Below are 25,228 nucleotides of genomic sequence, written 5' to 3'. Positions count from 1 at the left end.
GCCGACGGCACGCTGTCGCCCGCCGAGGCCGAAGCGCTGCACGGCATGATCGCCCGCGCCCTCGACAACCCCGTGGCCCGCGAATGGTTCGGCGGCGGATGGCAGCGCATACGCAACGAAAACGAAATCATCGTGCCCGGCGCAGGCTCCGCGCGGCGTCCCGACCGGGTGATGATACGCGGCACGCGGGCCGTGGTCGTCGACTACAAGTTCGGCAGCCGCGAACCCGAACGCTACCGCCGCCAGGTACGCGAATACCTCGGCCTGCTGCGGCAGATGGGGTACGCCGAATGCGAAGGCTACCTCTGGTACGTGAAACTGGGGACAATCGAAAAAGTGGAGGAATAACATGCACGCACTCATCGCAATCATACCGCGCACATTCCGCCGCAGGGGATTCCGCGTCGCCTGCTCGCTCCTGCTGCGTGCAGGGCTGAACTTCCTCGGGCTGGCCATGCTGCTGCCCGTGCTGGCGCTGGTACTGGACACCCGGAGCCTCGCGGGCGACGGCCCGATGGCCCGTGCATATGCCGCGCTGGGATTCTCCTCGCCGCGCAGTTTCGCACTCGCCGTCTGCGGCGCCGTGGTGGCCGTAATCGTCCTCAAATGCCTCGTGAACCTATGGCTCGCACGCGTCGAGCGCAACTATATCTACGACCTGTACCGCACCCTTTCGCGGCGGCTTCTGATTACCTACCACGACCGGGGACTGCCGTTCGTCAAATCGTCGAACTCGGCGGTACTGGCCCGCAACGTCAACGTCGTCTGCCTCGCCTTCACGGCGGGCGTGCTGAAACCCGCCGCCGCCATTGCGGCCGAGGCGATGCTGCTCGCGCTGCTGTTCGGGGCGCTGACATGGTACGCACCCGTCGCGGCGCTGCTTGCCGTGGCGGTATTCCTGCCCTCGATTTGGCTCTACTACGGACTCGTGCGCAACCGCATCAACCGTTACGGGGAGCTGGAAAACAAGGCCCAGCGCGAAAAGGCGCGGCTGGTGGCCGAAACGTTCCGGGGCTACGCCGACATCGAAATAAACGACGCGTTCCCGATGATGCTCCGCTCGTTCGACCGGGCGATGGATCAGGTCATCTGCACGCGCAAGCGCGAAACGACAATCGGGCTGCTGCCCCAAACATTCACCGAAATCGGACTGGCCGTGGGCATGGCCCTGCTCGTGGCGTTGAGCCTCGGCGCGGAAGAGGGGCGGGCACAACTGCTGTTCGGCGTATTCGCCGTAGCGGCGCTGCGCCTGATGCCCTCCGTACGCAACATCATGTCGGGCTGGACTTCCATCAAGTACAACCGCTACACAATCGACATCCTGCGCGATGCCCAAACCGGGCCGCAAACAACCGCGGAAACCCCGGCCGGCGGCAAAACGACCGCAGGGGGTGTTTCGGTCCCCTCGGCGGGCAAAGCGGAGGCATATGTCACCGGCAACGGGCAGGACGCCGCGCCGGCGGGGAAAAAGTCCGGGAGGCCGGAACAATTGCCGTTCGAGCGGGAAATCGCCGTGCGCGGCCTCTCGTTCCGCTTTGCGGACGACGGACGCGAGCTTTTCAGCGGCCTCACGCTCTCGATTCGCAAGGGCGAGCGCGTCGGCATCCGGGGCGCGTCGGGTGCCGGAAAAACCACGCTGTTCAACCTGCTGCTGGGCCTCTACGAACCGACTGCCGGGGAAATTACCGTGGACGGGGTACCCCTCACCCCCGGCAACCGCCGGGCATGGCAAAATCGCATCGGATATGTGTCGCAGAGCCTTTTTATCGCCGACGGCAGTTTCGCGGCCAACGTGGCGCTGGGCGTTCCGGAGGCGGAAATCGACCGTGCCCGCGTAACGCAGGCACTCCGGGCGGCCCGGCTCGGGGATTTCACCGACGCACTGGCGCAGGGCATCGACACCCGCGTCGGCGAATGCGGCTGCCGCCTCTCGGGCGGACAGCGCCAGCGCATCGGCATCGCTCGGGCGCTCTACCGGCAGGCCGACGTACTTTTCTTCGACGAGGCCACCTCGGCGCTCGACAGCCGCACGGAGGAGGATATCAACCGATCGATCGCCGAACTGGCGGCGCAGAACGCCGGGCTGACGCTCCTCGTCATCGCCCACCGCGAAAGCTCGCTCGAATACTGTGACCGGATTATAACATTGGGAGAATAAAATATGGAATACATCATAGCAGGCCTGCGCATCGACATTCCCCGGGAGTTCGCCACGGGCTCTTTCGGCATGGCGCTGGCCCCGTTCGCGGCGACGAAAGCCCCGCAAAATACGGCGCAGGCGGCCGATACCGCAGCAGGCTCGAATGCAAAAACGGCCGCAAACGCGACAGCGAAAGCGGAGGCAGATGCGGCAATGCCTCCGGCGGCTCGGACATTTCCCGCTGCGAATGCCCCGGCTGTCGACCTGAAAGTGACAGCGGGACAACCCGTCGGCGAGGGCGCCGGATACCGCGAACTCGATGCTTTCGATTTCGCCGACGCCGATGCGGACTGCCGTTTCGGCCGCGACACGGAGGGTTACCTGCTCACCATGACGCCACGCGACGGCAGCGCCCCGGCACATTTCCGCAAAGCATACGATTCGCCCGTCGCCACGAGCGACTTCGGCGTACACCATGCCCCGGCGCTGTTCCGGTTCGGCCTGTGGACGATGTTCAACCTTGCCGCCGTAGAGCGGCAGGCCGTGGCCATCCACTCCTCGGTCATCTGCCTGCGGGGCGAAGCCGTCCTTTTCCTCGGGGAATCGGGCACGGGAAAAAGCACCCACACACGGCTGTGGCGGGAGCATATTCCCGGTGCGGAACTGCTCAACGACGACAGCCCCATCGTGCGAATCGCCGCCAAAGGCGCGGCCGATGACGCTCCGAACAGGCAGACATCGTATACGGCCACGGACGACACGGACGCGGAAGCACAGGCGGGTACGCAAGTCGTGGCCTGCGGCGCTCCGTGGAGCGGCAAAACCCCGTGCTACCGCAACCTGTCCTACCCGATCCGCGCCATCGTGCGGCTCTCGCAGGCGCCGCAGAACCGCATTCGCCGCCTGCGGCCGATCGAGGCCATAGGCGCCCTGCTACCCTCCTGCCCGCCCTCGTTCGCACACGACGAACGGCTGGAAGACGCCGTCTGCCGCCTGGTTTCGGGGGTGGTTGCGCAGGTTCCCGTCTATCACCTCGAATGCCTGCCCGACGCGGCGGCAGCCGAATTGGCCTGCCGCACGGTATTCGGGGAGGAATCCTCAAACACCCGACCCTGATGCTGCTCACGAACCGTCTGTTTTTCGAGCAGGTCGAAACGATGCTCGCCGAGGGCCACGACGTGCAGATACGCATGAAAGGGCACAGCATGCGGCCCCTGCTGCGCAATGACCGGGACATTGCGGTGCTGACTCCCATAGCGCAATACGCCAGCCCCGGCGAACACGGCGGCATTCCGGGAAACGACGGCAACACGCCGGAAACCGACAGCGGCATTCAGGCCCGCAGGGTTCGGCCCCCGGCTGTCGCCGAAGCCGGCATCGCCGCCCTGCAACCGGGCGATGTGGTACTATTCCGCTGCGAAGGGCGTCATATCCTGCACCGCATCGTCCGCATCGAAACAGGCGCACGCTGCGGAGGCGGAAAGCCTGCACACTCCATAGAAACCGAACTTGCCCGGGAGGTTTCATGCCCTGCACCGGGCACAAAGACAGTCCAGCCTGTCGGGGAAGTTCCCGTCCCTGCGCCGGACACAAAGACTGTTTTGCCTGCCGGAGAAACTCCCTGCCCTGCGCCGGATACAGCGCTTCCGGCCAAAGGCGGCGCAAAGGCAACTTCCGCATCGGACACCCACCGCTTCACCCTCGCCGGCGACGGCAATTACCGCATGGAGGAGCAGTGCGCCGGAGACGACATCGTCGCGGTCATGACAGCCGTAATACGCCCCCAAGGACGCATCGTCCGGACCTCCTCCCGCCGCTGGCGGCGGCAATCGCGCTGCTGGCTCGCACTGCCGCAGGGCGTACGGCGGTTTATCCTCCGGGTGCTGTGGAGGATCGGCATCAAATAAGCGGAAACCGAACGGCAGGCAGGAACAACGGCTGCCCACAGAAAGGGTACCCAACCTAAACCGCACACCGTAAAAAACGGCCGCACTTTATAGTGCGGCCGTTCCCATCACAGCAAACTACGCCTCGTCGAACTCCCGCAGTTCGCGGATACGCCGCTGCACGTCACGGATACGCTCCCACTCGTACCGCGCCACCACGATGCAGGTAACAGCCGCCAGGGACAGGAGGGCGGCAACCGTCCACCACATTCCGTGCGCCGTATAGTAGCCCGCAGCCCACAACAGCACTCCGGCCAGGAACAGAATGACGACGACATACTGGAAAATGTAACACCCCCGCACGAACGCCACATAGCGGGTCATGCGGCGCTCCCGTTCCACAATATCCGCAGCGCAGCGCGACATCCGCAGCAGCAGATACAGCGAGAAGAACGAAGGGAACAAAAAGAGGACATAGCCCACCGCCGCCCACCCGATAACCGTATCGGGCACCCCGCGGAATTTGCCGATTGCGACAAATACGGGAATCCCCGCAATCTCTGCCAACAGCATGGACTGTACGTAATGCAGGTACGAGCCGACCCGCCCTCCCAGCATACGTTCCATATCCTGCCGACGAATCACCTGCTCCCTGTCGAGCCGCTCCGAAAGGAGTTTCCATTTGTGTTTCAACTCTTCGAGTTCCATAATTCCTGATTTTATCGGTTATACATTTTACGCAGTTTCCCGCGGATACGGGTCAATTTCACAGCTACATTGCCGGGCGTCAGGCCCGTAATGGCGGCTATCTCCCCGACGGGACGTTCTTCGAGCCACAGCAGAATCAGTGCCCGGTCGAGCCGACCGAGATGGGAGATTACTGCGTAAAGCTCGTCGAGCTGCTCCCGGGCCTGCGTATCGTCGTCACATGCCAGATCGACCGAAAGACGCACGCTTTGCGGGCGCCGCATCCGCCGGCGGACAAACGAAATACAGGTATACAACGCAATGCGGTACACCCACGTCGAGGTCTTGCACTCACCCCGAAAATCGGGGAATCCCCGCCACAGGGCCAGCACGACCTCCTGGAAATAGTCGTCGATTTGCTCGCGGTCGGGCGCATAAACGTAGCATACCTTATAGATTATGCGCTTGTAGCACCCGATAAGTTCGATAAACCGCTGTTCCGTATCCATGATTTTCAGCCTTTTATCCCATTAGTCGCACGACCGGGCGAATAATTACGGCAACCGATAAAAAAAGGCCGAAACCAAAGTTTCGGCCTTTCGGTATATGGGAACGATGTCCCCTGCAATTATTCGCCCAGAGCGAAACGCTTGTAAGCGATAACCGTAGCGTCCTTGTCCGCCTTGTGGATGAACTCGGCAATCGACTCTTTCTCGCCTACCACCGGCTGGTTCAGGAGCGTATTTTCCTCGAAGAACTTGCGCATCTTGCCCTCGGCGATCTTCTCGAGAATAGCTTCGGGTTTGTTGGCGTTCTTGGGATCCTGCTTCATGGCCTCGACGGCAATCTTGCGCTCGTGCTCGATGACCTCTGCGGGGCAGTCGGCCTCGGAGATCGACACGGGAGCCATAGCCGTAGCCTGCATGGCAACGGTGTGGGCAACCTCTGCGGGAACCTCCTTGTTGAAGCCGAGAATCGTACCGAGCTTCTTGTTGAAGTGTACGTAAGCAGCGCAGTAGGGAGCCTCGATGCGGGCATAGTATGCCAGTTCGATCTTCTCGCCCGTCTGTCCCGACTTCTCGGTAACCATCTCCTCGACGGTATGGCCGGCGTCGTTCTTCGTTGCCATCAGCGCATCGCGGTCGGCGGCGTCGTTCTTCACGGCAACCTCCAGCATCTCGTTGGCCGAGGCGGTATATTCTGCATTCTGTGCCACGAAGTCGGTTTCGCAGGCCAGGCAGAGGATGTAAGCCTTCTGGCCTACGATCTTCGTCACGACGACACCTTCGGTAGCGGTGCGGTCGGCGCGCTTGGCAACTACGAGTTTGCCTTTTTCGCGGATAATGTCCTGGGCACGCGCATAGTCACCTTCGGCTTCGATCAGGGCGTTTTTGCAGTCCATCATACCGGCACCGGTCATCTTGCGGAGCTTCATTACATCAGCAGCTTTGATTTCCATAATAGTTTTCCTTTCTTTTTTGTTATTAATTGATTTCCCGGAAGGGCGGAGTTACTCGGCCTTTGCCTCGGCAACCTCCTCGGCAACTGCAGCCTGCTCGGCAACCTCGGCAGCGGGCTCCTCGAAGGGAGTGGCCACGACAGGCTCCTCGACAGCGGCAACCACTTCGGCTACGGCAGCCTCCTCCGCGTCGATCGAAGCCTTCACGGCCTTCTTGATGCGGGGCTTGCCCTCCTTGCGGGGAGCAGCGTCGCCGCCCGCTTCAGCCTCCTGGGCTTCTTTCTCCTTCTCGAGCTTACGCTCCTCGGTACCCTCGGCGATAGCGGAGCACATGGCTTCGAGCACGACGGCAATCGACTTGGTAGCATCGTCATTTGCAGGTATAACGTAATCAATGTCGGTCGGATCACAACAAGTATCTACCATTGCAAATACGGGGATGCTCAAGCGTTTAGCCTCTTTCACGGCGTTGGACTCCTTCTGTACGTCTACGACGAACAGGGCGGCCGGAAGGCGCGTAAGGTCGGCGATCGAGCCGAGGTTCTTCTCGAGCTTCGCACGCTGGCGGGAAATCTGGAGTTTCTCGCGCTTGGAGAAATTATCGAACGTGCCGTCGCTATTCATCTTGTCGATGGTAGCCATTTTCTTGACGGCTTTACGTATGGTGGGGAAGTTTGTCAGCATACCGCCGGCCCAACGCTCTGTGACGTAAGGCATACCAACGGCTGCCACCTTTTCGGCAACAATATCCTTTGCTTGTTTTTTCGTGGCAACGAACAGCACGCGGCGACCGCTCTTGGCGATCTGCTTGATGGCTGCTGCAGCCTCATCGATTTTCAGCACGGTTTTGTGCAAATCGATGATGTGGATGCCGTTCTTCTCCATGAAGATGTAAGGAGCCATTTTAGGGTTCCATTTGCGCTTCAGGTGACCGAAGTGCGCACCGGCTTCCAATAATGTATTAAAATCTGTACGTGACATTTTAATTCAATCGTGTTTGTTAATTTTAATTCTCTTTTCTTCAACCCGGCGGGTAGCGGCCTGGCCGATCCCGTGGGTTTTCCGCGGCGGGGCAATCCGAAAGTAATACAGCGTATATAATATATAGGTAGTCTTTCCGATTTGTAACCCGCGCCGTGCCTGCCGAAAATCCGGTCGTTCGCGCTTAACGCTTGCTGAACTGGAACTTGCGGCGTGCTCCGGGCTGACCGGGCTTCTTACGCTCAACCTCGCGGGGATCACGCGTGAGGAATCCGGCTTTCTTCAGTGCCGGACGCATCTCTGCGTCGATCTCGCACAATGCGCGTGCGATGCCCAGACGAGCGGCCGAAGCCTGTCCCGTGATACCACCGCCATCGAGGTTGATGACGATGTCGTAATTCTCCACGGTGTTGGTAGCCAGCAGCGGCTGCTTCACCTGGTACTGGAGAATTTCGAGCGGGAAGTAAACTTCAAGCGCCTTGCGGTTGATTGTAATCTGACCCTTACCCGGCTTCACGTATACGCGAGCCACAGCGGCCTTACGACGACCTACGGTGTTTACAACTTCCATAAACTCTTACTTAATCTCGTTTAACTTAATAGTCTTGGGGTTCTGCGCAGCGTGCGGATGCTCCGCGCCGGCATAAACCTTCAGGTTTTTGAGCAGAGCGGCGCCCAGACGGGTGCGGGGCAGCATACCCTTGACTGCTTTTTCGACGATGAACGTCGGTTTCTTTGCCAGATAGTCGGCAGGCGTGGCGAAACGCTGGCCGCCGGGATATCCGGTGTGACGCGTGTAGACCTTTTCGGTCATCTTGTTGCCCGTGAGCTTCACTTTTTCCGCGTTGATGACGATGACGTAGTCACCGCAGTCCACGTGGGGCGTGTAGCTGGGCTTGTTCTTGCCTCGGAGGATCTTCGCGATCTGCGATGCAAGCCGTCCCAATACCTCGTTCGTAGCATCGATTACGACCCATTCCTTGGTCACCGTCGAAGCATTCGCCGAGATAGTTTTGTAGCTTAATGAATCCACTGTGTTTTACGTTTAATTAAACTTGTTTGTAATCCGTTCCCCGCACATTGCGGGTGCGCAAAGGTACGAAAAAGTTTTCGTTCTGCAAAAACTAATACAAATTAAAAACAAGAATACCTTATTTATACGCAAAACAGTAACCGGAACGCGCCGAAGACAGGTACGCGCTGAAAAAGAGCGCGATCCTCCTGCCGGAAGACCGCGCACCGGAGCAGCTGCGAACCGCAGCCCTCCCTACCGCCTCCGGGAGGGAAGCCGCGTAGCGGGACGGCTGTCCTGGCGCGGCACTTTGGCAGGCCGGCTCTTGTCCAGCCTGAAAATCAGCGGAAATGTAAACCGCACCCGGACAAGTTGTCCTTTCTGCTGCCCGGGCGTCCACCGGGGCGATGAGGAAAGCACCCTGACCACCTCACGTATCAAAGCGGCATTTTCCCCCTGGAGCACCTCGATCCGGGACAGCGTCCCGTCTTTTTCAATCACGAACGCCACCACGATGGGTTCTTCGACTCCTTTTGCGAGGGCCTCCATCGGATACTTTACATTCTGCACGACCCAGTTGCGGAATTTATTCAATCCGCCGTCCTGGAATGCCGGCATCCGCTCCGCAACGAGGAGGGCATCGTCCCCCGCCAGGGGAATGTCCTCCTGCGGCTCCGCCGCAAGCGAATCGGCGGCGGCCGGCATTTGCAGCCGGATATTGACGGGCATAACCTGCTTGGTGCGCACCACGGCGCCTTTTACGCGCCCCGGCGTCCACGGCGGCGCCGTGGAAATGACCCGCAGCACCTCGCCCGAGAGCCGTTCGTCGGACGAGCGAATCACTTCGACCTCCTCCGGCATGCCGTCCTTTCCGACGACGAACGACACGACCATACGTACATCGCCGCCCTCCCGGAATAACGCCTCGTCGATTTCGAGGTGCCGGAGCACCCAGTCCCGGAAAGCCAGCACGTCGCCGCCCCCGAATACGGGAGGCTCGTCCACGAGCAGGTATACCGTTTGGTCGGAAACGGTCGTATCGGATTGTATCACGGCAACGGAGTCCTGCCGAAAGGCCGGATGCGCCGCAGCCGCTCCCGACAAGAGCAGCGCTGCAAGGGTAAGGAAAGATCTGGTCATTTTCAAGGGGTTTTGGGTGGGCAAGTATTACAAATATACGCACATACATCCGGGAATACAAATAAACCGCCGGGAAAAGCACAAAATATGCAGGTGCAAACCGCCTCTTCTCCGCGGGCATATGCGCGAACGCAACCGGAAGCGAGGCGGCACTCCCGGCATATCCGGCAACAACGGGGGGGGGCTGACAACAACCAGAAACACGGTCGGCAACAAACGGAGACACGGTCAGAAACAAACGGAGACACGGTCGGAAACAAACGGAGACACGGTCGGCAACAGCTCCGGACAATATTGCCGGACGAAACAGGGAGGGCTCCGGAATAATCCGGAGCCCTCCCTTGTCACAGGCGGCATCGAACCGCCCTTATTCATTGCTATCCGAGGAACGAGAGCAGGATACCCGCAGCGACCGCCGAACCGACCACACCGGCCACGTTGGGGCCCATGGCGTGCATCAGCAGGTAGTTCGAAGGGTTCTCTTTCTGGCCCTCGGTCTGCGACACGCGCGCAGCCATCGGAACGGCCGAAACGCCTGCCGAGCCGATCAGCGGGTTGATTTTGTTCTCCTCCTTGCAGAAAAGGTTCATCAGCTTGGCCAGCAGCAATCCGCCGGCCGTACCCATCGCGAAAGCGACGACGCCCAGCACGAGGATACCCAGCGTGCGGAAGTTCAGGAATGCTTCGGCGGTAGCCGTAGCACCGACCGTAAGGCCGAGGAAGATTACCACGATGTTCATCAGCTCGTTCTGCACCGTCTTGCTCAAACGGTCTACCACGCCGCACTCCTTCATCAGGTTGCCCAGCATGAGGCAGCCGATCAGCGGTGCAGCGCTCGGCAGCAGCAGCGAAATGATCACGGCGATAATCAGCGGGAAGAGGATACGCTCCAGTTTCGACACCGGACGCAGCGTACGCATCTTGATTCCGCGCTCTTTCTTATTGGTCAGCGCACGCATGATGGGCGGCTGGATTACCGGCACGAGCGCCATATAGGAATAGGCGGCAACGGCGATAGGACCCAGCAGCTCGGGCGCAAGCATCGAGGTGAGGTAAATGGCCGTCGGGCCGTCGGCACCTCCGATGATACCGATCGAACCGGCCTGCGCAGGCGTAAAGCCCAGCGCATAAGCGCCGAGGAACGTCGCGAAGATACCGATCTGCGCCGCAGCGCCGAGCAGAAAACTCTTCGGGTTGGCAATCAGCGGGCCGAAATCGGTCATCGCACCCACGCCGACGAAAATCAGACAGGGATAGATACCCAGTTTCACACCCAGGTAGAGGTAATCGAGCAGTCCTGCGTTCGACACGAAGATGTCCCAGTGGACATGTCCGTCGGCGAAGAGCTCGGTGTGGTACAGGTTCGCGCCGGGCAGGTTGGTGAGCAGCATGCCGAAAGCGATGGTGAACAGCAGCAGCGGCTCGAACTTGTGCTTGATAGCCAGATAGAGGAGGAAAAACGCCACGCAAATCATCGCGACGCTCCCCCATCCCATCTGGGAGAAGAAGCCGGCAATGCCGGTAGAGCCCGCGAAGTTGCGCAGGCTGTCCCATACGAAATTGGAGTTTGAGGTCAGCAGTGTAAACATAAGGCTATTCGATAACGATCAGGTTATCACCTTCCATAACCGTAGCGCTCTGCTGTACGAATACCTGCTTTACGATACCGGCACGGTCGGCGTCGATATTGTTCTCCATTTTCATGGCTTCGAGGACCAGAAGGGTCTGGCCGACTGCCACCTGATCGCCTACGTTGACCTTGACCGACAGCACGGTACCGGGCAGCGGGCATTTTACGACATACCCCGATGAGGGGGCGACGGCGCCGATGCGGGGCGCCGGGGCCGCCGTTGCGGGCGTAATCTTCGCGCTGTTGGCCTCTTTGGGGGCAGGTGCCACCTGGGGGCGCGATGCGGCAGTGGTCTTGGCGCCGTCGATCTCGACCTCGTAAGCCGTACCGTTGACGATTACGTGTGCAACCGTCGAGGCATCGTTCACCTCGTCGATCTGAACGTTATAATTCTGTCCGTTGATTTTCAGTGAGTAATCTTTCATTGTTATTCTGTTCTATTTTCTGTCAGGAAGCTGGGTTAAACCGTGAATTTTCGAATTCCAGGGCGAATAGGCGCGCTTGATACTCAAAATCGTCAGCACCTCCGACTCGCGGTCGTGCAGGGCGCTGCGATAGAGCTTCAGGGCGGTAGCGATGGCTGCGATCTCCTCTTCGTGAATCTGGCCTTGCACGACAGGCTTGTCTGTCGCGACAACGGCCTGGCGACGGGTGAACACATAGCCGAAGAGCTTCATGATGAACACCAGCAGCACCAGTACGAAGAACACCAGGCAGATGCTGATGAGGGCCACCCACAGCATTTCGGACCAACTCCAGTCCATTACCGATAATATTCTCATAGTCATACGATTCTACTACAACGGAATATTCGAATGCTTCTTCGCCGGGTTCTGCAGGCGTTTGGTAGCCAGCGACTGCAGGGCGCGGATAATGCGGAAACGCGTGTTGCGCGGCTCGATCACATCGTCGATATAACCGTAGCGGGCGGCGTTGTAGGGATTCGAGAATTTGTCGTTGTACTCCTTCTCTTTCTCGGCGATGAACGCAGCCTTCTCCTCGGGCTTCTCGGCCAGTTCCTTCAGTTCCTTGCCGTAGAGCACTTCGACGGCGCCGCTGGCGCCCATCACGGCGATTTCTGCCGTCGGCCAAGCATAGTTGATATCGCCGCGGATATGCTTCGACGACATCACGATATAGGCACCGCCGTATGCCTTGCGCAGCGTAACGGTAATCTTGGGAACCGTGGCCTCGCAGTATGCGAACAGCAGCTTGGCGCCGTGCGTAATCACACCGCCGTACTCCTGGGTCGTACCCGGCAGGAAGCCCGGAACGTCCACGAGGGTCACGATCGGAATGTTGAACGCGTCGCAGAAACGCACGAAACGGGCCGCTTTGCGGCTGGCGTTGATGTCGAGCACGCCGGCCATGAACTTGGGCTGGTTGGCGATGATGCCGACCGACTGTCCGTTGAAGCGGGCGAAGCAGGTGATGATATTCTTGGCGTATCCGGCAGCCGACTCGAGGAACTCGCCGTTGTCGACGATGGCCTTGATGACCTCGGCCATGTCGTAGGGTTTGTTGGCGCTGTCGGGGATAATCTCGTTGAGCGAATCCTCCAGACGGGTGATTTTATCGGTGCAGACCGCCAGCGGAGCATCCTCCATATTGTTCTGCGGCATGTAGGAGAGGAGTTTGCGAATCAGCGAGATACCCTCCTCCTCGGTGTCGACGGCGAACTGTGCCACACCCGACTTGGTGGTGTGCATCACGGCGCCGCCCAACTGCTCCTGCGTCACGTCCTCGCCCGTTACGGTCTTCACGACTTTCGGGCCCGTGAGGAACATGTTCGAAGTCTCCTTCTTCATGATGATGAAGTCGGTCAGTGCGGGCGAATATACGGCACCGCCGGCGCAGGGGCCGAAGATGGCCGAAATCTGCGGAATGACGCCCGACGACATCACGTTGCGCTGGAAGATGTTGGCATAACCGGCCAGTGCGTTCACGCCCTCCTGGATTCGGGCGCCGCCCGAGTCGTTGACGCCGATGCAGGGTGCGCCGTTGCGGAGCGCCATGTCCATCACCTTGCATATCTTGTCGGACATCGACAGCGAAAGCGAACCGGCCGTCACGGTAAAGTCCTGTGCGAAAACATAGACCAGCCGGCCGTCAATCGTACCGTAACCGGTCACTACGCCGTCGCCGAAAGTATGGCTCTTGTCCATGCCGAAATCATAGCAGCGGTGCGTCACGAACATGTCGAACTCCTCGAAGGAGCCTTCGTCGAGCAGCATCTGGATGCGCTCGCGGGCCGTGTACTTGCCCTTGGCATGCTGGGCGTCGATACGCTTCTGACCACCTCCGAGGCGCGCGGTTTCGCGGTTCTCGATAAGCTGGTTGATCTTGTTCTGAATTTCACTCATAAGTATGTAGGTTTTGTAATTTTTCCGAATCGGAAACCTCCCGGGCAGGTATCGCCTGCGGCCTGCGGCTGCATTTACGGGCCCGCCCCTGAATCCCTTCCCCTGAAGGGACTTGCGTTCCGCCTCCGGCGAAAACGAGATTTCCCGAATTCCTGTTACGCTATTTGTTCTTGTTCTCGCAGAGTTCGGTCAGGATGCCCTGGGTCGATTTCGGGTGCAGGAAAGCGATGGTCATGCCTTCGGCGCCCTTGCGCGGGGTTTTGTCGATAAGGCGGATACCCTTTGCCTCGGCATCGGCGAGCTGCTCCTCGATATTCTCGCAGGCAAGCGCCATATGGTGAATCCCCACACCGCGGTTTTCGATGTACTTGGCAATCGTCGACTCCTCCGACGTGGGCTCCAAAAGCTCGATCTTGGTCTGGCCGAGCATGAAGAACGCGGTGCGGACTTTCTGGTCTGCGACCTCTTCGATGGCATAGCACTTCAGGCCCAATACGTTTTCCCAGTAGGGGATTGCTTCATCGAGGCTCTTCACTGCGACGCCAAGATGCTCGATATGAGAAACTTTCATAGCAAAAATAAATTTAAGTTAGTAAATATTTCGTGTCGTTTTTCAGCGTTGTTATTTTGCGAACACAAAGATAGAGTTTTAAATTCGAAATACCCAAGTGTTTTATGGTATTTTTTTCGGGATTTATGCTCCATTTCGGAACCCCCCGCGCTTCAAAGCGAACTGTAAATGTCGATCAGCCTCCGGGCGACGGCATATTCCGAAAAAAGCTCGGCCCGGCGGCGCTCGCGGGACTGCATTTCACGACGGAAATTCTTGTCCAGAAGCACGTTTTCCAATGCCGCGGCGACCTCCCCCTCCGCCTCGGGACGCACATAGACGGCGGCATCGCCGGCGGCTTCGCGGTTGCACTGCGTATCGCTCAAAATCATCGGAAGCCCGGCGCGCAGCGCTTCGACGACGGGCACAATCGACGCCTCGATTCCGGCATCGGGCAGGTAGACGAAAGCCCGGGCAAGACGGAACAGCGCCGGCAAATCGTCGGGCGTGAGTTCATAGATAAAATCGACACGCGCCCCGAGGTGCCTGCTGCGGGCATACCCCAGCAGGAAGTCCGAGTAGGTCGTGCGGCGCCCGCACACCACGATTCCCACCCTGTCCAGCCCGGACAGCCCGGCCGCCGGAGCCTGCGTATGGCCGTGCGTCACCGCATTGCCGCCTGCCGGGGCCGCACTGTTCAGGCTCCCGGCTCCGCATGCGCCTCTGCGCGGAACGCCATCCCGGCCGGCCGGCATATCCCCGTCCCGCTCCCCGTTCCCGATTGCAGTCGCGGCACGACTGCCCGGAGCGGCATTCGCTGCCGCCGGATTTTCATTCCAGTCCGCCGCGCCGGAGGCACTTTCATACCGGAATGCGTCTTCCGTCCCGAAGCCTGCCAGCGCACCTTCCCGGGACACGGTTTGCGGCCCCGGTCCCGAAGCATCCTTACCCCAGTCCGCATCCTCCGGCACGGACGCACTTCCGCCACGGCGTCCCGCGGCCGTCGTCCGGACGGTTTCGCGGGCCCGCTCCCCGAGCGAGAAAAACGCCTCGAAGAGAGTTTCGTGGTTGTGGCGCGGCTCGACGGTCCCGAGCATGAGGACAAACTCCCTGGGCAGCATGTATTTGCGGCGCACGGCCTCCAGATCGGCATCGGCAGGCGGCTCCTGCGGCACGCGGGCGGCCAGGGGCATGACCACCTCGATACGGCGGGGGTCGATATGCAGCCGCTCGGAAAGCTCCTCGCGGGCATCGCGGTTAACCGTAATCAGCCGGCTCGCGGAGCGCAGCGCCTGGCGGTAAAGGCGCAGCAGCACCAACCGCTCGGGCAGCGAATAGAGGTGCGGGTAGCGCAAAAAATTGAGGTTGTGCACCGTCACCACGCACGGAATGCGCCGCAGCAGCACCGGCAGGGGCAGCCCGGGGCGGAATCCGTGGTAGAGGTCGAACTCCTTATAGCGTTTCCCGTCAACGATATACTCGTGCTCGGGGGCATACTCGGCCAAAAGCCTGGCAAGGTGTTGGGAATAGGTTCCGGCGGATGTGGCCGGGATGTCGTCGAATCCGATTTTCATAACTCTGCGTCAAAAAATTTCGTCTATATGGCAAATTATTGTTATCTTCGCTAAAAATAAGGCTGCTCTTATGAAGAAAGTCCTGCTTATTTCACTCCTTGCGCTGGCGGTTCCCTTTGCGGCGGCCACGGCACAAAATATCGCCCTCGGCGAACGCGTGCCCGAGATGAAAGTTTCGGCATGGCTCCGGGGGCAGAAGCCCGCGGCTACCCCGCCGCTGACCTACGTCGAGTTTTTCCTTTCGTCGAACCCGGCCTGCATCACCTCGCTCAAACAGCTTCGGGCGTTGACCGACAAATTTGGAACCAAACTCCACGTCGTCGTCGTCACACAGGAAAAAGAGGACAAAATAGCGCCGCTCCTGACCCCGTTCCTCTCGCCGCACATCTCCGTGGCGATGGACGCCGGGAACAGGATTTTCACCGCATTCGGCGTGCAGTACGTCCCGTTCGGGGTGCTGGTCGACGCCAAAAACCGGGCGCTGTGGATGGGAAATTCGTTGCAGCTGACACCCGCAATCATCGAAAAATCAAGCAAATAAAACTATGTCTTTCACCAAGATAAACCATTACGAAAAAGAGTACGCAGATACGCACCACGATACGGCGCTCAACGTCACGGAGGGCGTCGCCGACCAACCCATCGTAAGTCCCTATTTCACCCGCCGCAAAAAGAAAAAGCTCACGACCGAAGAGTATGTCGCGGGCATTCTCGCCGGCAACATCACCACCCTCTCGCAGGCCATCACGCTGATCGAGTCGAACAATCCGGCCCATTACGCGCAGGCGCAGGAGATCATCGAACGCTGCCTGCCCCACGCCGGGAAATCGGTGCGCATCGGCATCACGGGCGTGCCGGGGGCCGGGAAGTCGACTTTCATCGAGGCCATCGGAAACATGGTCACCTCGCTGCGGCACAAGCTGGCCGTGCTGGCCATCGACCCTTCGTCGGAGCGCAGCGGCGGCTCAATTCTCGGCGACAAGACCCGCATGGAGAGTATTTCCGCCAACCCCGACGTCTTTATCCGCCCCTCCCCCTCGGCAGGGTCGCTCGGCGGCGTAGCGCGCAAGACACGCGAAACAATCGTGCTGTGCGAAGCTGCCGGATTCGACGTAATCTTCATCGAAACGGTAGGCGTAGGACAGTCCGAAACGGCCGTGCATTCGATGGTCGACATGTTCATGCTGCTGCAAATCTCGGGCGCGGGCGACGAATTGCAGGGCATCAAGCGCGGCATTATGGAGATGGCCGACATCATGGTCATCACCAAGGCCGACGGAGAGAACATCCACAAGGCCGAACTGGCCCGCACCCAGTTCCAGGGGGCGCTGCGCCTGTTCCCGGTGCCGGAATCGGGATGGCGGCCCAAGGTTTTCACCTGCTCGGCGGTGGCCGGAACCGGGTTGGAAGAGGTGTGGAAAGGCGTAGAGGAGTTCCTCGACCATATCCAGGCCAACGATTTCTTCCGGCACAACCGCAACCGCCAAAACAAGTACTGGATGTACGAGTCGATTAACGAAGTGCTGCGCAACTCGTTCTACCACGACCCGGCGGTCGAGGCGCACATCGCCGGATACGAACAGCGCGTGCTGGACGACAAAATCTCGTCGTTCATCGCCGCCAAGGAGCTGCTGGATATTTACTTCAAGGATTTGAAATAGCTGTTTGCGAAAACGGGATACAATAAAAGGGAGCCGGTGACCGGCTCCCTTTCTTATCACATTGCGATACGGACACTTCGCCCTTTCCGCTGCAAATCACTCTTTATACCGCTCCCGCAGCAATCCGGCCAGTTCGGGCATGCCCTCGGCGGCACGCTTGCGAATGACGGTCAGCGGATTGCGGATGCCGCCCGTATCGGGCCTGCCGGGGTCGACGACATAAATCGGAATGTCGGGGCGCACGTACCGCACCAGCGATGCGGCGGGATAAACCGCCAGCGAAGTGCCCACCACGACCATAACGTCGGCGGTCTGCGCAATTTCGGCGGCACGTTCGAACATCGGCACCGCCTCGCCGAAAAAGACGATATGCGGCCGCAGGAGCGCCCCGTCGGGTGCCGTGGCGTCGGGCTTCTGCTCCCACCCTTCGAGCGGGACAATCAGGTCGGGATTGCGCGACGAACGGAGGCGGGTCAGCTCGCCGTGCAGGTGGGTCACCTTCGACGACCCGGCGCGTTCGTGCAGGTTGTCGACGTTCTGCGTCAACACCTCGACATCGAAATCCCGCTCCAAGTCCGCAATGGCCGCATGCCCCGCATTGGGCTGCGCAGCGAGCATTTCACGGCGGCGCAGGTTATAAAACTCAACGACGGTAGCACGATTGCGCGCCAGCGCCTCGGGCGTGCAGACATCTTCGATACGGTAATCGGCCCACAATCCGTCGGAGTCGCGGAACGTTGCGAGCCCGCTGTCGGCGCTCACTCCCGCGCCGGTAAAAACCACAATCTTTTTCATAAGTCATATCTTTAGATAACCGCACCTATATCCCACGGCAGCAACCAATATAATCAATAAAAACCCCAGTGCATCCGTAACTCCCGCACCGATGCCCTCGGTGCAGGCCGTATGAACGAACATGGCCGCCAGCACCACGGCGGCGATTACTCCCCAAACGATTTTCGCGGCACGCGACAACTGCTTTATGGGTTTGCCGCCCTCCCCGGCCGGCCGGCGCTCTTTCGGCGTCCAGGCCGTCAGCAGTGCCGGAAGCCCGAAAAACAGCGAGCGCACCAAAGCATACAACGGCGATTTGCCAATCAGGAGCAGGTTGACCGGGAACATCACCAGCGTGACCGCAGCCATCGCCGCGAGCGCATATATCCATTTCCGGTTCATGGCCGCATTATTTCGATATTCGCCTCCACCCGGCGGGATGCCGCGTGTTTGCGGCGATGCGTGCGCAATTGCCAGAGCTGTAGCTCGGCTTCGGAGCGCAGGCGCCGCCAGCGCCACAGGCAGTAAACACAAGCGGCAAGCAGCACGGCACCCAGCCCGAGCAGCGCAAAAGCCGTGGCCTTATCGTCCGGAGCCTCCGTAAAGATGACCGCCGGCACAAAGACGCCCGACACGAGCGACAGGCACAACAGCATCAACCCCGCATCGCGCCATCGGCGTCGGGGACGCCTGCGCCGGTAATCCGAGTACAGGTCGCAAAGCATAAGCAGCGTGCTTGCACCCAGCAGCGGCCCGTACACCCACAGGGGCAGCCAGTCGGAGCGAAGCAGCAGTATAAAGAGCAGCAACCCGGCTGCCGCCCGCAAAGCAGCCCGTATCCGCATCCCTTTCGGGTTGCGGACGCTCCGGGTTCCTTTCGCATGTACCCGATTCGACCTGTCGCTTGCCTTATTCCTATTCATACATACCGGTTTATTTTCGTTTTTGCTCCGACCAAACGGGAATAAAGACGGCCACGACCGCCATCGCCTTGAGCAGGATGCCCCCGAAACCGTGTGCCAGGGAGGATTCGCCGCGCACCATATCCGCAATCTGGGATGCACAGATCAAAGCGAAGAGTGCCAGCAGGAGTGCCCAGCCCAGCCATGCCGGGCGGGACTTGCCCGTGTCGGGCGCTTCCCGTCCCTGCGTTTCGGGCTCCTCTTCCGGGTCATCGCCGGTCGAGGCCCACACGCCGAGCGCCCAGCTAAAAGCCACCAGCAGGGCGTACACCGCTCCTCTCCGGAGCGCCCCGGGCGTCGGGATACCCTCGGCAAAACGACACAACGGAAACAGCACGACGAATGCCGTGACGGCTGCGGCGGGCAGGCCGAGCCATTGGCGGCTGTGCAGGAAGCGGTTCCACCGGCCGGTATCGGGCCGGCGCGCAAAAAGGTTATTCCATATACTCAACATCGGCATCATTCTTTTTCAGAGTCGGCGGACTGGGTACGAACCGGTGCAGCCGCCTCTTTCCCACCGGCAGGAGCAGCCGCACCCGCCGCCGAACGGGACTTTTTCACGCGTCCGCTGCGGCGCAGGGCGTCGGCGATAATCCACTGGAGCTGGCCGTTGATCGAGCGGAACTCGTCCCCGGCCCACTGCTCCAGCGCCTCCATCGTCGCAGCGTCGATACGCAGTACAAAACTCTTGTTGTTATTCTCTTTAGCCATCAGCGGTTAAATCAATGATGCAGGGTTCCCGCATTCACCACGGGCTGCGCGGCTTCGTCGGCGCAAAGCACCACGAGCAGGTTCGAAACCATTGCGGCCTTGCGCTCCTCGTCCAGTTCGACGATATGCTCGTTGCCGAGGCGCTCCAACGCCATGTGCACCATCGACACGGCCCCTTCGACGATCTTTTCGCGGGCCGCGATAATCGCGTCGGCCTGTTGGCGGCGAAGCATCACGGCCGCGATTTCGGGCGCATAGGCCAGGTAGTTGATGCGCGCCTCGACGACTTCGATGCCCGCCATTGCGAGGCGTTCGTTGAGCGTATGCTCGAGCTGGTCGTTAATCTGCTCGCTGTTCGAGCGAAGCGTCAGCTCATCGTCCTTAACGCCTGCATTGTCATAGGCATAGCATCCGGCAACCTGCCGCAGTGCGGCGTCGCTCTGCACTCCCACGAAATTCTCGAGGATGTTCATGCGCGCCGAAGCCGACACGCCGGTCTGCCCGGCCGTGGTCGGGGCGTCGATTTCGAAAACCGCCTTGTAGATGTCGTCGCGCTTGATTTTCCAGACCAGCACCAGTCCGATCAGAATCGGGTTGCCGGTCTTGTCGTTGACCTTGATGGGGTCGACGTTCAGGTTGCGGGCGCGAATCGAAATCTGCTTGGCCGACATGAAAGGATTCACCCACCAGTAGCCCGTTTCATAAAACGTACCTTTATATTTACCGAAAAAGACCATCACGCGGGCCTCGTTGGGTTCGAGCAGCATGAAGCCGCCCAGGCAAATCAGCATGCAAAGACACCAGACCGAGCCGGATACGACCAACCCCGTACCGCATGCGAGTCCGGCGTCGATACGCTGCGCACCCGCCACAATTGCGTAAATCCCAAGCGCCAGCCCGCCGAGAATCAGCGCCAAAGCCAGGAAACCGTTGCATTTCCAGCCGTTGTAAACATAATTTCCGTTCTCCATATCCAATTCGTTTTAGTGATATTATTTTGATATTACAAATATAGCAAAAACACAATGAGAAAAACAAATTTTTCCACTCATTTTTTTCACCCGTTTCCAGAATCCGGTTCCGGGCGGCACACAACGGCAAATGCAGGACGGAGCGGATACCGGGCAGCAGGCGCGATACGGCCGGAAGCAACAGCAGACAAAACGATGCCGCCGGGGCAGCCTGGCGGACGCAGGAGTACGGCTGGAATACCGCCGCCGCAAGACAGGACAGCAAGCGCAAAACAAATAAAGCGATACTGCCGGGACAGCCTGGCGGAGACGGGAGTCCAAATCGACACTGCCGGCATAAAGCAGATAAAACAGGATGACAGGCGCAGAAGGGCAGGATAAAACAGAGGATAACTAAACGACGGAAAGCCGCGGCCGCGCAATACGGGAAAGCCGAATCCCGAATCGTGCAGAGCCTGTGAGGGATTGCCCCCACAGCAGCGATGCAGGCGGGTTTCTTACACGGCGCAACCTCCGTCGTGGCACAGTTCATGCAAGGTTTGATGGCGTAAACCAAATAATAATTTTACACCATGAATCAGCAAAGACACACCAACGAAGACACGCTGACCGACATTTTCGGTTCGGAGGAGATGCGCAATCCCGCACCCACGGAATTCATCCCGAAAGGCAAGACATCGCCTGAAATCGCCTACCAGTTGGTCAAGGACGAAACCTACCCGCAGACGCAGCCGCGCCTTAACCTGGCAACTTTCGTCACGACCTACATGGACGACTACGCAACGCGTCTGATGAACGAAGCGATCAACATCAACTACATCGACGAAACGGAGTATCCGCGTGTCGCGGTAATGTGTGGCCGCTGTCTGAATATCGTCGCCAACCTGTGGAACACACCCGAAAAGGCCGAGTGGAAAACCGGAGCGCTGGGCATCGGCTCGTCGGAGGCCTGCATGCTGGGCGGTGTGGCCGCATGGCTCCGCTGGCGCCACCGCCGCAAGGCCGCAGGCAAACCGTTCGACAAACCGAATCTGGTGATGAGCGCCGGATTCCAGGTCGTATGGGAGAAATTCTGCCAGCTGTGGCAGATCGAGATGCGTACGGTGCCCCTGACGCTCGACCACATCACGCTCGACCCCAAGCAGGCCCTGGACATGTGCGACGAAAACACAATCTGCATCGTACCGATTGCCGGTGTGACGTGGACAGGCCTCGACGACGACATCGAGGGGCTGGACAAGGCGCTCGACGAATACAACGCCAAGACCGGCTATGAGATTCCGATTCACGTCGACGCGGCGTCGGGCGGTTTCATCCTGCCGTTCCTCAAACCCGAGAAGAAGTGGGACTTCCGCCTCAAGTGGGTGCTGTCGATTTCCACCTCGGGCCACAAATACGGCCTGGTATACCCGGGCCTGGGATGGGTCGTATGGAAAGACAAGAAATACCTGCCCGAAGAGATGTCGTTCTCGGTAAACTACCTCGGCGCGAACATCACGCAGGTGGGCCTCAACTTCTCGCGCCCCGCAGCGCAGATTCTGGGCCAGTACTACAACTTCATCCGCCTGGGATTCGAAGGCTACAAGGAGATTCAGCAGAACTCGATGGACATCGCCACGTACTGCCACAAGCAGATCGGCACGATGAAGTGCTTCAAGAACTACTCGAAGGAGGTAGTCAACCCGCTGTTCATCTGGATGATGGATCCCGAGTACGACAAGAAGGCCAAGTGGACGCTGTTCGACCTGCAGGCTAAGTTGCAGCAGAGCGGCTGGATGGTACCGGCATACACGATGCCCAAAAACATCGAGGACGTGGTCGTGATGCGTATCGTGGTACGCCAGGGCATGTCGCGCGACATGGCCGACATGCTGATGGGCGACATCCGCAACGCCATCGCCGAATTCGAGCAGCTCGAATACCCCACCACTTCGCGCATCAAGTACGAGAACAAGGAGCGCCAGAAAGGCAAGGTATTCACGCACTAACGGTCTGCGGGACGCCCGGCGGTTACAGGGCCCCGGCTGTGCGCTCCACGGGCACGGCCGGAGCAGCCCGCCCGGCGGCACCGCTACCGGCCGGACACGGAAACACCCATTTACGACCGTTGGCACGATGTAACGCCGAAGCGCCACAGGTCACCGTCCCGGCGCCCCTGCCCCGGCAGGGGTTCACACAGGGGTTCCGGCACCCTGCTAAAAAAGCCGGAAAAGGGCGTTCCTGCGCCCGCAGCCACAAACCCACGCGCCCCGAGGCGGCACTTTCTCGCGGCAAAGAGGCTTCACGGCCCGGTGCATACGTCCCGGGCAGCCGCAGCGCCATCGTCCGGGTTCCGGCCCACGAGCTCCGGATCAGGGCCCTTTCGGAGGGTCACGGACAACAGACGGCGCATCCGAGAGCCGGGATTCCCGGTTTCGGACAGGCACAACCGCGACACGCGCACTTTCCGGGCGGCGCGGGTAACTGGCAGACGGCTTCCTTTCGGGGGAGCCGTCTTTTTGTGCCCGGAGCCAAGCACCCCGACCGCAGGGAAAGAGCATACCTCCGCATTCCACCCGATTTCCGGGTGTGCACAGGCCGCCCCCGAAAGGAAGCCGTCTGCCGCTCCCCGGAGCGGACAGTTTCGAACCCATTGCGGACTTGCCGGGGCTGAAAAATTTTCTTACCTTTATGCCGTTTTACCCAACCCGCAGACAAATGGCAGAAACATTCAACATCTTCCTGATCGTCATGGCCGTGCTGGCCGCCGTGGTATATGCGGCACTGCACTTCTTCGAAGCCGGATACGGCTACCTCTTCAACCCCAAATACGGGCCTCCGGTGCCCAACAAACTCGGCTGGGTGCTGATGGAGTCGCCCGTGTTCATCCTGATGTGCTGGCTGTGGGCCGCATCGGACAGGATGTGGGAGGCCGGGCCGCTGGCGCTGTTCCTCCTCTTTGAGGCGCACTACCTGCAGCGGGCGTTCATCTTCCCGCTGCTGCTGCGCGGAAAATCGAAAATGCCGCTGGGCATCGTCCTGATGGGCATGTGCTTCAACACGCTCAACGCCCTGATGCAGGGAGGATGGATTTTCTACGTGGCACCCGAAGGCTACTATGCAGCGTGGTTCGCACAACCCTATATCTATATCGGCGGGGTGATGTTCCTCGCGGGAATGGCCGTCAACCTCCACTCCGACCACATCATCCGCAACCTGCGCAAACCGGGCGACACGCGCCACTACATTCCGCGCGGCGGAATGTTCCGCTACGTATCGTCGGCCAACTACTTCGGCGAACTGCTCGAATGGACGGGATTCGCCGTGGCCTCGTGGTCGTGGGCCGGAGCGGTGTTCGCCTGGTGGACGTTCGCCAACCTCGCCCCCCGCGCCGCATCGCTCTACAAGCGTTACGCCCAAGAGTTCGGGGAGGAATTCACAACGCTTAAACGAAAGAAAATAATACCGTTCATCTATTGACAACAGGAAAATGTCCTCACTTTTCACTCCTTACAAATTAGGCCCCGTAACGCTGCGCAACCGCACGATACGCTCGGCGGCGTTCGAGTCGATGGGGCGCCATTTCGGCCCTACGGAGCAGCTCAAAGCGTACCACGTGTCGGTGGCGCGCGGCGGCGTGGGCATGACCACGCTCGCCTATGCGGCGGTGTGCCGCAGCGGACTGTCTTTCGACAAACAACTGTGGCTGCGGCCCGAAATCGTGCCGGGGCTGCGCGACATCACCGACGCGGTGCACCGCGAGGGCGCCGCGGCAGGCATCCAAATCGGGCACTGCGGCAATATGACCCACTTCACGACCGCGGGACAGATACCCATCGGCGCGTCGACAGGCTTCAACCTGTACGCCTACACCCCCGTGCGGGGCATGCGCAAGGATGAAATCGCGCAGGTCGCGAAGGACTTCGGCCGCGCCGTCCACACCGCGCACGACGCCGGGTTCGACTCGGTGGAGGTGCATGCCGGGCACGGCTACCTCATCTCGCAGTTCCTCTCGCCCTACACGAACCGCCGCCGCGACGAATACGGCGGCCCGCTCGAAAACCGGATGCGCTTCATGCGGATGTGCCTCACCGAAGTGATGGAGGGCGCGGCGAAAACGGGCACGGCCGTGTTGGTCAAACACAACATGTACGACGGGTTCAAGGGAGGCATCGAAATTCCGGAAAGCCTCGAAATCGCCCGGGAAATCGAGCGTTTCGGCGTGGACGGCATCGTCCTCTCGGGCGGGTTCGTGTCGAAAGCCCCGATGGCCGTGATGCGGGGGCTGATACCGATTTACACCATGAGCTACTATTCGCCCCTGTGGCTGCGCTATTTTATCCGCTGGTGCGGGCCGCTGATGATAAAACAGTTCCCGTTCGAGGAGTGCTACTTCCTCGAGGACGCCAAAAAGTTCCGCGCCGAGCTGAAATGTCCGCTGGTCTACGTGGGCGGACTGGTGAGCCGCGAGGGCATCGACAAGGCGCTGGACGCGGGATTCGAACTGGTACAGATGGCCCGGGCGCTGGTCAACGACCCGGCGTTCGTCAACAAGCTCCACGCAGGCGATGCCGCGACACGCAGCGGCTGCGACCACCGCAACTACTGCATCGCGCGCATGTACTCGGTGGACATGAAGTGCTGCAAGCACTGCGACGGACTGCCGCGCAAAATAGAGGAAGAACTGGCAAAACTGCCGTAAACGGAACGCATGGACAGGCTTATGACACAGGACGACACCCTGAAAG

Annotated in this window: 28 protein-coding genes; 9 read left to right on the top strand and 19 right to left on the bottom strand. The window is 60.0% G+C overall.

Annotation, left to right across the window (positions count from 1 at the left end):
- From QZT71_RS08930 to QZT71_RS08915, 4 genes are all read left to right on the top strand, one after another.
- The coding region (locus QZT71_RS08930) for a Dna2/Cas4 domain-containing protein (RefSeq protein WP_295915317.1) at nt 1-348 on the top strand (348 nt) is incomplete at its 5' end.
- 1 nt (nt 349) lies between these two features.
- Nucleotides 350-2,158 carry an ABC transporter ATP-binding protein gene (locus tag QZT71_RS08925; RefSeq protein ID WP_295915316.1) on the top strand — a complete coding sequence of 603 codons (1,809 nt, stop codon included), beginning with the start codon at nt 350-352 and terminating at the stop codon, nt 2,156-2,158.
- A gap of 3 nt (nt 2,159-2,161) precedes the next feature.
- Nucleotides 2,162-3,256 carry a hypothetical protein gene (locus QZT71_RS08920; RefSeq protein WP_295915315.1) on the top strand — a complete coding sequence of 365 codons (1,095 nt, stop codon included), beginning with the start codon at nt 2,162-2,164 and terminating at the stop codon, nt 3,254-3,256.
- Complete coding sequence (locus tag QZT71_RS08915) at nt 3,256-4,047, top strand: hypothetical protein (protein WP_295915313.1); 792 nt, start codon at nt 3,256-3,258, stop codon at nt 4,045-4,047. Before QZT71_RS08920 ends, QZT71_RS08915 begins: the two co-directional genes overlap by 1 nt.
- Before the next feature lie 117 nt (nt 4,048-4,164).
- Here QZT71_RS08915 and QZT71_RS08910 read toward each other — a convergent pair whose 3' ends face one another.
- The 13 genes from QZT71_RS08910 to QZT71_RS08850 all read right to left on the bottom strand — a co-directional run bounded on the left by QZT71_RS08910 (nt 4,165) and on the right by QZT71_RS08850 (nt 15,422).
- Nucleotides 4,165-4,734 carry a hypothetical protein gene (locus tag QZT71_RS08910; RefSeq protein ID WP_295915311.1) on the bottom strand — a complete coding sequence of 190 codons (570 nt, stop codon included), beginning with the start codon at nt 4,732-4,734 and terminating at the stop codon, nt 4,165-4,167.
- A gap of 11 nt (nt 4,735-4,745) precedes the next feature.
- Entirely contained in the window at nt 4,746-5,222 is a 477-nt protein-coding gene (locus QZT71_RS08905) for a sigma-70 family RNA polymerase sigma factor (RefSeq protein ID WP_295915310.1), read from the bottom strand.
- A gap of 119 nt (nt 5,223-5,341) precedes the next feature.
- On the bottom strand, nt 5,342-6,172 hold the full coding sequence (gene tsf, locus QZT71_RS08900; RefSeq protein WP_295915308.1) for a translation elongation factor Ts: 831 nt from the start codon (nt 6,170-6,172) through the stop codon (nt 5,342-5,344).
- A gap of 51 nt (nt 6,173-6,223) precedes the next feature.
- Nucleotides 6,224-7,153, bottom strand: a complete 930-nt coding sequence (gene rpsB, locus QZT71_RS08895; protein ID WP_295915306.1) for a 30S ribosomal protein S2 — start codon at nt 7,151-7,153, stop codon at nt 6,224-6,226.
- A 184-nt stretch (nt 7,154-7,337) separates the two neighbouring features.
- Nucleotides 7,338-7,724: a 30S ribosomal protein S9 gene (gene rpsI, locus QZT71_RS08890; protein WP_022332212.1), complete on the bottom strand. Its 387-nt coding sequence runs from the start codon at nt 7,722-7,724 to the stop codon at nt 7,338-7,340.
- 6 nt (nt 7,725-7,730) lie between these two features.
- The gene (gene rplM, locus QZT71_RS08885; RefSeq protein ID WP_295915303.1) at nt 7,731-8,186 is read right to left on the bottom strand and encodes a 50S ribosomal protein L13; all 456 of its coding nucleotides are present in this window, start codon (nt 8,184-8,186) and stop codon (nt 7,731-7,733) included.
- A gap of 234 nt (nt 8,187-8,420) precedes the next feature.
- Nucleotides 8,421-9,305: an energy transducer TonB gene (locus QZT71_RS08880; RefSeq protein ID WP_295915301.1), complete on the bottom strand. Its 885-nt coding sequence runs from the start codon at nt 9,303-9,305 to the stop codon at nt 8,421-8,423.
- A 377-nt stretch (nt 9,306-9,682) separates the two neighbouring features.
- Nucleotides 9,683-10,894 (bottom strand): sodium ion-translocating decarboxylase subunit beta, encoded by a 1,212-nt coding sequence (locus tag QZT71_RS08875; protein WP_295915299.1) that lies wholly within the window; start codon nt 10,892-10,894, stop codon nt 9,683-9,685.
- A 4-nt stretch (nt 10,895-10,898) separates the two neighbouring features.
- Nucleotides 10,899-11,360 (bottom strand): biotin/lipoyl-containing protein, encoded by a 462-nt coding sequence (locus QZT71_RS08870; RefSeq protein ID WP_295915298.1) that lies wholly within the window; start codon nt 11,358-11,360, stop codon nt 10,899-10,901.
- 12 nt (nt 11,361-11,372) lie between these two features.
- Nucleotides 11,373-11,699: a hypothetical protein gene (locus QZT71_RS08865; RefSeq protein WP_295915297.1), complete on the bottom strand. Its 327-nt coding sequence runs from the start codon at nt 11,697-11,699 to the stop codon at nt 11,373-11,375.
- Between the two features lie 33 nt (nt 11,700-11,732).
- Nucleotides 11,733-13,298 carry an acyl-CoA carboxylase subunit beta gene (locus QZT71_RS08860; RefSeq protein WP_295915296.1) on the bottom strand — a complete coding sequence of 522 codons (1,566 nt, stop codon included), beginning with the start codon at nt 13,296-13,298 and terminating at the stop codon, nt 11,733-11,735.
- 160 nt (nt 13,299-13,458) lie between these two features.
- The gene (mce, locus tag QZT71_RS08855; RefSeq protein ID WP_022332204.1) at nt 13,459-13,869 is read right to left on the bottom strand and encodes a methylmalonyl-CoA epimerase; all 411 of its coding nucleotides are present in this window, start codon (nt 13,867-13,869) and stop codon (nt 13,459-13,461) included.
- Between the two features lie 152 nt (nt 13,870-14,021).
- Nucleotides 14,022-15,422 (bottom strand): glycosyltransferase, encoded by a 1,401-nt coding sequence (locus QZT71_RS08850; RefSeq protein WP_295915265.1) that lies wholly within the window; start codon nt 15,420-15,422, stop codon nt 14,022-14,024.
- A 70-nt stretch (nt 15,423-15,492) separates the two neighbouring features.
- On the opposite strand from QZT71_RS08850, the gene QZT71_RS08845 reads away from it, so the two are divergent.
- On the top strand, nt 15,493-15,963 hold the full coding sequence (locus tag QZT71_RS08845) for a hypothetical protein (protein WP_295915260.1): 471 nt from the start codon (nt 15,493-15,495) through the stop codon (nt 15,961-15,963).
- Nucleotides 15,964-15,967: 4 nt separating this feature from the next.
- On the top strand, nt 15,968-17,083 hold the full coding sequence (gene meaB / locus QZT71_RS08840) for a methylmalonyl Co-A mutase-associated GTPase MeaB (RefSeq protein ID WP_295915257.1): 1,116 nt from the start codon (nt 15,968-15,970) through the stop codon (nt 17,081-17,083).
- Nucleotides 17,084-17,179: 96 nt separating this feature from the next.
- Here the strand turns inward: meaB and QZT71_RS08835 are convergent, their stop codons facing one another.
- The 6 genes from QZT71_RS08835 to QZT71_RS08810 are packed head-to-tail and all read right to left on the bottom strand — an operon-like array spanning nt 17,180 to nt 20,501.
- Nucleotides 17,180-17,878 (bottom strand): Sir2 family NAD-dependent protein deacetylase, encoded by a 699-nt coding sequence (locus tag QZT71_RS08835; protein WP_295915254.1) that lies wholly within the window; start codon nt 17,876-17,878, stop codon nt 17,180-17,182.
- Between the two features lie 3 nt (nt 17,879-17,881).
- Nucleotides 17,882-18,259, bottom strand: coding sequence for a hypothetical protein (locus tag QZT71_RS08830; RefSeq protein WP_295915251.1), 378 nt, complete (start codon nt 18,257-18,259; stop codon nt 17,882-17,884).
- A complete protein-coding gene (locus QZT71_RS08825; RefSeq protein ID WP_295915248.1) occupies nt 18,256-18,780 on the bottom strand; it encodes a hypothetical protein in 525 nt (174 codons plus the stop codon). Before QZT71_RS08825 ends, QZT71_RS08830 begins: the two co-directional genes overlap by 4 nt.
- A gap of 10 nt (nt 18,781-18,790) precedes the next feature.
- Nucleotides 18,791-19,273 carry a hypothetical protein gene (locus QZT71_RS08820; protein ID WP_295915245.1) on the bottom strand — a complete coding sequence of 161 codons (483 nt, stop codon included), beginning with the start codon at nt 19,271-19,273 and terminating at the stop codon, nt 18,791-18,793.
- A 5-nt stretch (nt 19,274-19,278) separates the two neighbouring features.
- Nucleotides 19,279-19,533, bottom strand: coding sequence for a hypothetical protein (locus QZT71_RS08815; protein WP_295915319.1), 255 nt, complete (start codon nt 19,531-19,533; stop codon nt 19,279-19,281).
- Between the two features lie 8 nt (nt 19,534-19,541).
- Entirely contained in the window at nt 19,542-20,501 is a 960-nt protein-coding gene (locus QZT71_RS08810; RefSeq protein ID WP_295915242.1) for an SPFH domain-containing protein, read from the bottom strand.
- 572 nt (nt 20,502-21,073) lie between these two features.
- Between QZT71_RS08810 and QZT71_RS08805 the strand changes: the two genes are divergently transcribed.
- The 3 genes from QZT71_RS08805 (at nt 21,074) to QZT71_RS08795 (ending at nt 25,182) form a co-directional block, all read left to right on the top strand.
- Complete coding sequence (locus tag QZT71_RS08805) at nt 21,074-22,489, top strand: glutamate decarboxylase (RefSeq protein ID WP_295915239.1); 1,416 nt, start codon at nt 21,074-21,076, stop codon at nt 22,487-22,489.
- A 709-nt stretch (nt 22,490-23,198) separates the two neighbouring features.
- Nucleotides 23,199-23,960: a DUF1295 domain-containing protein gene (locus tag QZT71_RS08800; protein ID WP_295915237.1), complete on the top strand. Its 762-nt coding sequence runs from the start codon at nt 23,199-23,201 to the stop codon at nt 23,958-23,960.
- A 10-nt stretch (nt 23,961-23,970) separates the two neighbouring features.
- On the top strand, nt 23,971-25,182 hold the full coding sequence (locus QZT71_RS08795) for an NADH:flavin oxidoreductase (protein ID WP_295915234.1): 1,212 nt from the start codon (nt 23,971-23,973) through the stop codon (nt 25,180-25,182).
- The last annotated feature ends 46 nt before the right edge of the window (nt 25,183-25,228 follow it).

Source organism: uncultured Alistipes sp. (genome assembly GCF_902388705.1).
GTDB lineage: Bacteria > Bacteroidota > Bacteroidia > Bacteroidales > Rikenellaceae > Alistipes.
The sequence above is the reverse complement of the archived record's forward strand: the minus strand, read 5'-3'. Positions and strand labels throughout refer to the sequence as shown.

Excerpts from the sequence above, each read along its gene's own strand:
- QZT71_RS08925 (WP_295915316.1), top strand. The coding sequence starts at position 350 with ATGCACGCACTCATCGCAATCATACCGCGCACATTCCGCCGCAGGGGA.
- QZT71_RS08920 (WP_295915315.1), top strand. The coding sequence starts at position 2,162 with ATGGAATACATCATAGCAGGCCTGCGCATCGACATTCCCCGGGAGTTC.
- QZT71_RS08915 (WP_295915313.1), top strand. The coding sequence starts at position 3,256 with ATGCTGCTCACGAACCGTCTGTTTTTCGAGCAGGTCGAAACGATGCTC.
- QZT71_RS08910 (WP_295915311.1), bottom strand. The coding sequence starts at position 4,734 with ATGGAACTCGAAGAGTTGAAACACAAATGGAAACTCCTTTCGGAGCGG.
- QZT71_RS08905 (WP_295915310.1), bottom strand. The coding sequence starts at position 5,222 with ATGGATACGGAACAGCGGTTTATCGAACTTATCGGGTGCTACAAGCGC.
- tsf (WP_295915308.1), bottom strand. The coding sequence starts at position 6,172 with ATGGAAATCAAAGCTGCTGATGTAATGAAGCTCCGCAAGATGACCGGT.
- rpsB (WP_295915306.1), bottom strand. The coding sequence starts at position 7,153 with ATGTCACGTACAGATTTTAATACATTATTGGAAGCCGGTGCGCACTTC.
- rpsI (WP_022332212.1), bottom strand. The coding sequence starts at position 7,724 with ATGGAAGTTGTAAACACCGTAGGTCGTCGTAAGGCCGCTGTGGCTCGC.
- QZT71_RS08880 (WP_295915301.1), bottom strand. The coding sequence starts at position 9,305 with ATGACCAGATCTTTCCTTACCCTTGCAGCGCTGCTCTTGTCGGGAGCG.
- QZT71_RS08875 (WP_295915299.1), bottom strand. The coding sequence starts at position 10,894 with ATGTTTACACTGCTGACCTCAAACTCCAATTTCGTATGGGACAGCCTG.
- QZT71_RS08870 (WP_295915298.1), bottom strand. The coding sequence starts at position 11,360 with ATGAAAGATTACTCACTGAAAATCAACGGACAGAATTATAACGTTCAG.
- QZT71_RS08865 (WP_295915297.1), bottom strand. The coding sequence starts at position 11,699 with ATGGACTGGAGTTGGTCCGAAATGCTGTGGGTGGCCCTCATCAGCATC.
- QZT71_RS08860 (WP_295915296.1), bottom strand. The coding sequence starts at position 13,298 with ATGAGTGAAATTCAGAACAAGATCAACCAGCTTATCGAGAACCGCGAA.
- mce (WP_022332204.1), bottom strand. The coding sequence starts at position 13,869 with ATGAAAGTTTCTCATATCGAGCATCTTGGCGTCGCAGTGAAGAGCCTC.
- QZT71_RS08850 (WP_295915265.1), bottom strand. The coding sequence starts at position 15,422 with ATGAAAATCGGATTCGACGACATCCCGGCCACATCCGCCGGAACCTAT.
- QZT71_RS08845 (WP_295915260.1), top strand. The coding sequence starts at position 15,493 with ATGAAGAAAGTCCTGCTTATTTCACTCCTTGCGCTGGCGGTTCCCTTT.
- meaB (WP_295915257.1), top strand. The coding sequence starts at position 15,968 with ATGTCTTTCACCAAGATAAACCATTACGAAAAAGAGTACGCAGATACG.
- QZT71_RS08835 (WP_295915254.1), bottom strand. The coding sequence starts at position 17,878 with ATGAAAAAGATTGTGGTTTTTACCGGCGCGGGAGTGAGCGCCGACAGC.
- QZT71_RS08830 (WP_295915251.1), bottom strand. The coding sequence starts at position 18,259 with ATGAACCGGAAATGGATATATGCGCTCGCGGCGATGGCTGCGGTCACG.
- QZT71_RS08825 (WP_295915248.1), bottom strand. The coding sequence starts at position 18,780 with ATGAATAGGAATAAGGCAAGCGACAGGTCGAATCGGGTACATGCGAAA.
- QZT71_RS08820 (WP_295915245.1), bottom strand. The coding sequence starts at position 19,273 with ATGTTGAGTATATGGAATAACCTTTTTGCGCGCCGGCCCGATACCGGC.
- QZT71_RS08810 (WP_295915242.1), bottom strand. The coding sequence starts at position 20,501 with ATGGAGAACGGAAATTATGTTTACAACGGCTGGAAATGCAACGGTTTC.
- QZT71_RS08805 (WP_295915239.1), top strand. The coding sequence starts at position 21,074 with ATGAATCAGCAAAGACACACCAACGAAGACACGCTGACCGACATTTTC.
- QZT71_RS08800 (WP_295915237.1), top strand. The coding sequence starts at position 23,199 with ATGGCAGAAACATTCAACATCTTCCTGATCGTCATGGCCGTGCTGGCC.
- QZT71_RS08795 (WP_295915234.1), top strand. The coding sequence starts at position 23,971 with ATGTCCTCACTTTTCACTCCTTACAAATTAGGCCCCGTAACGCTGCGC.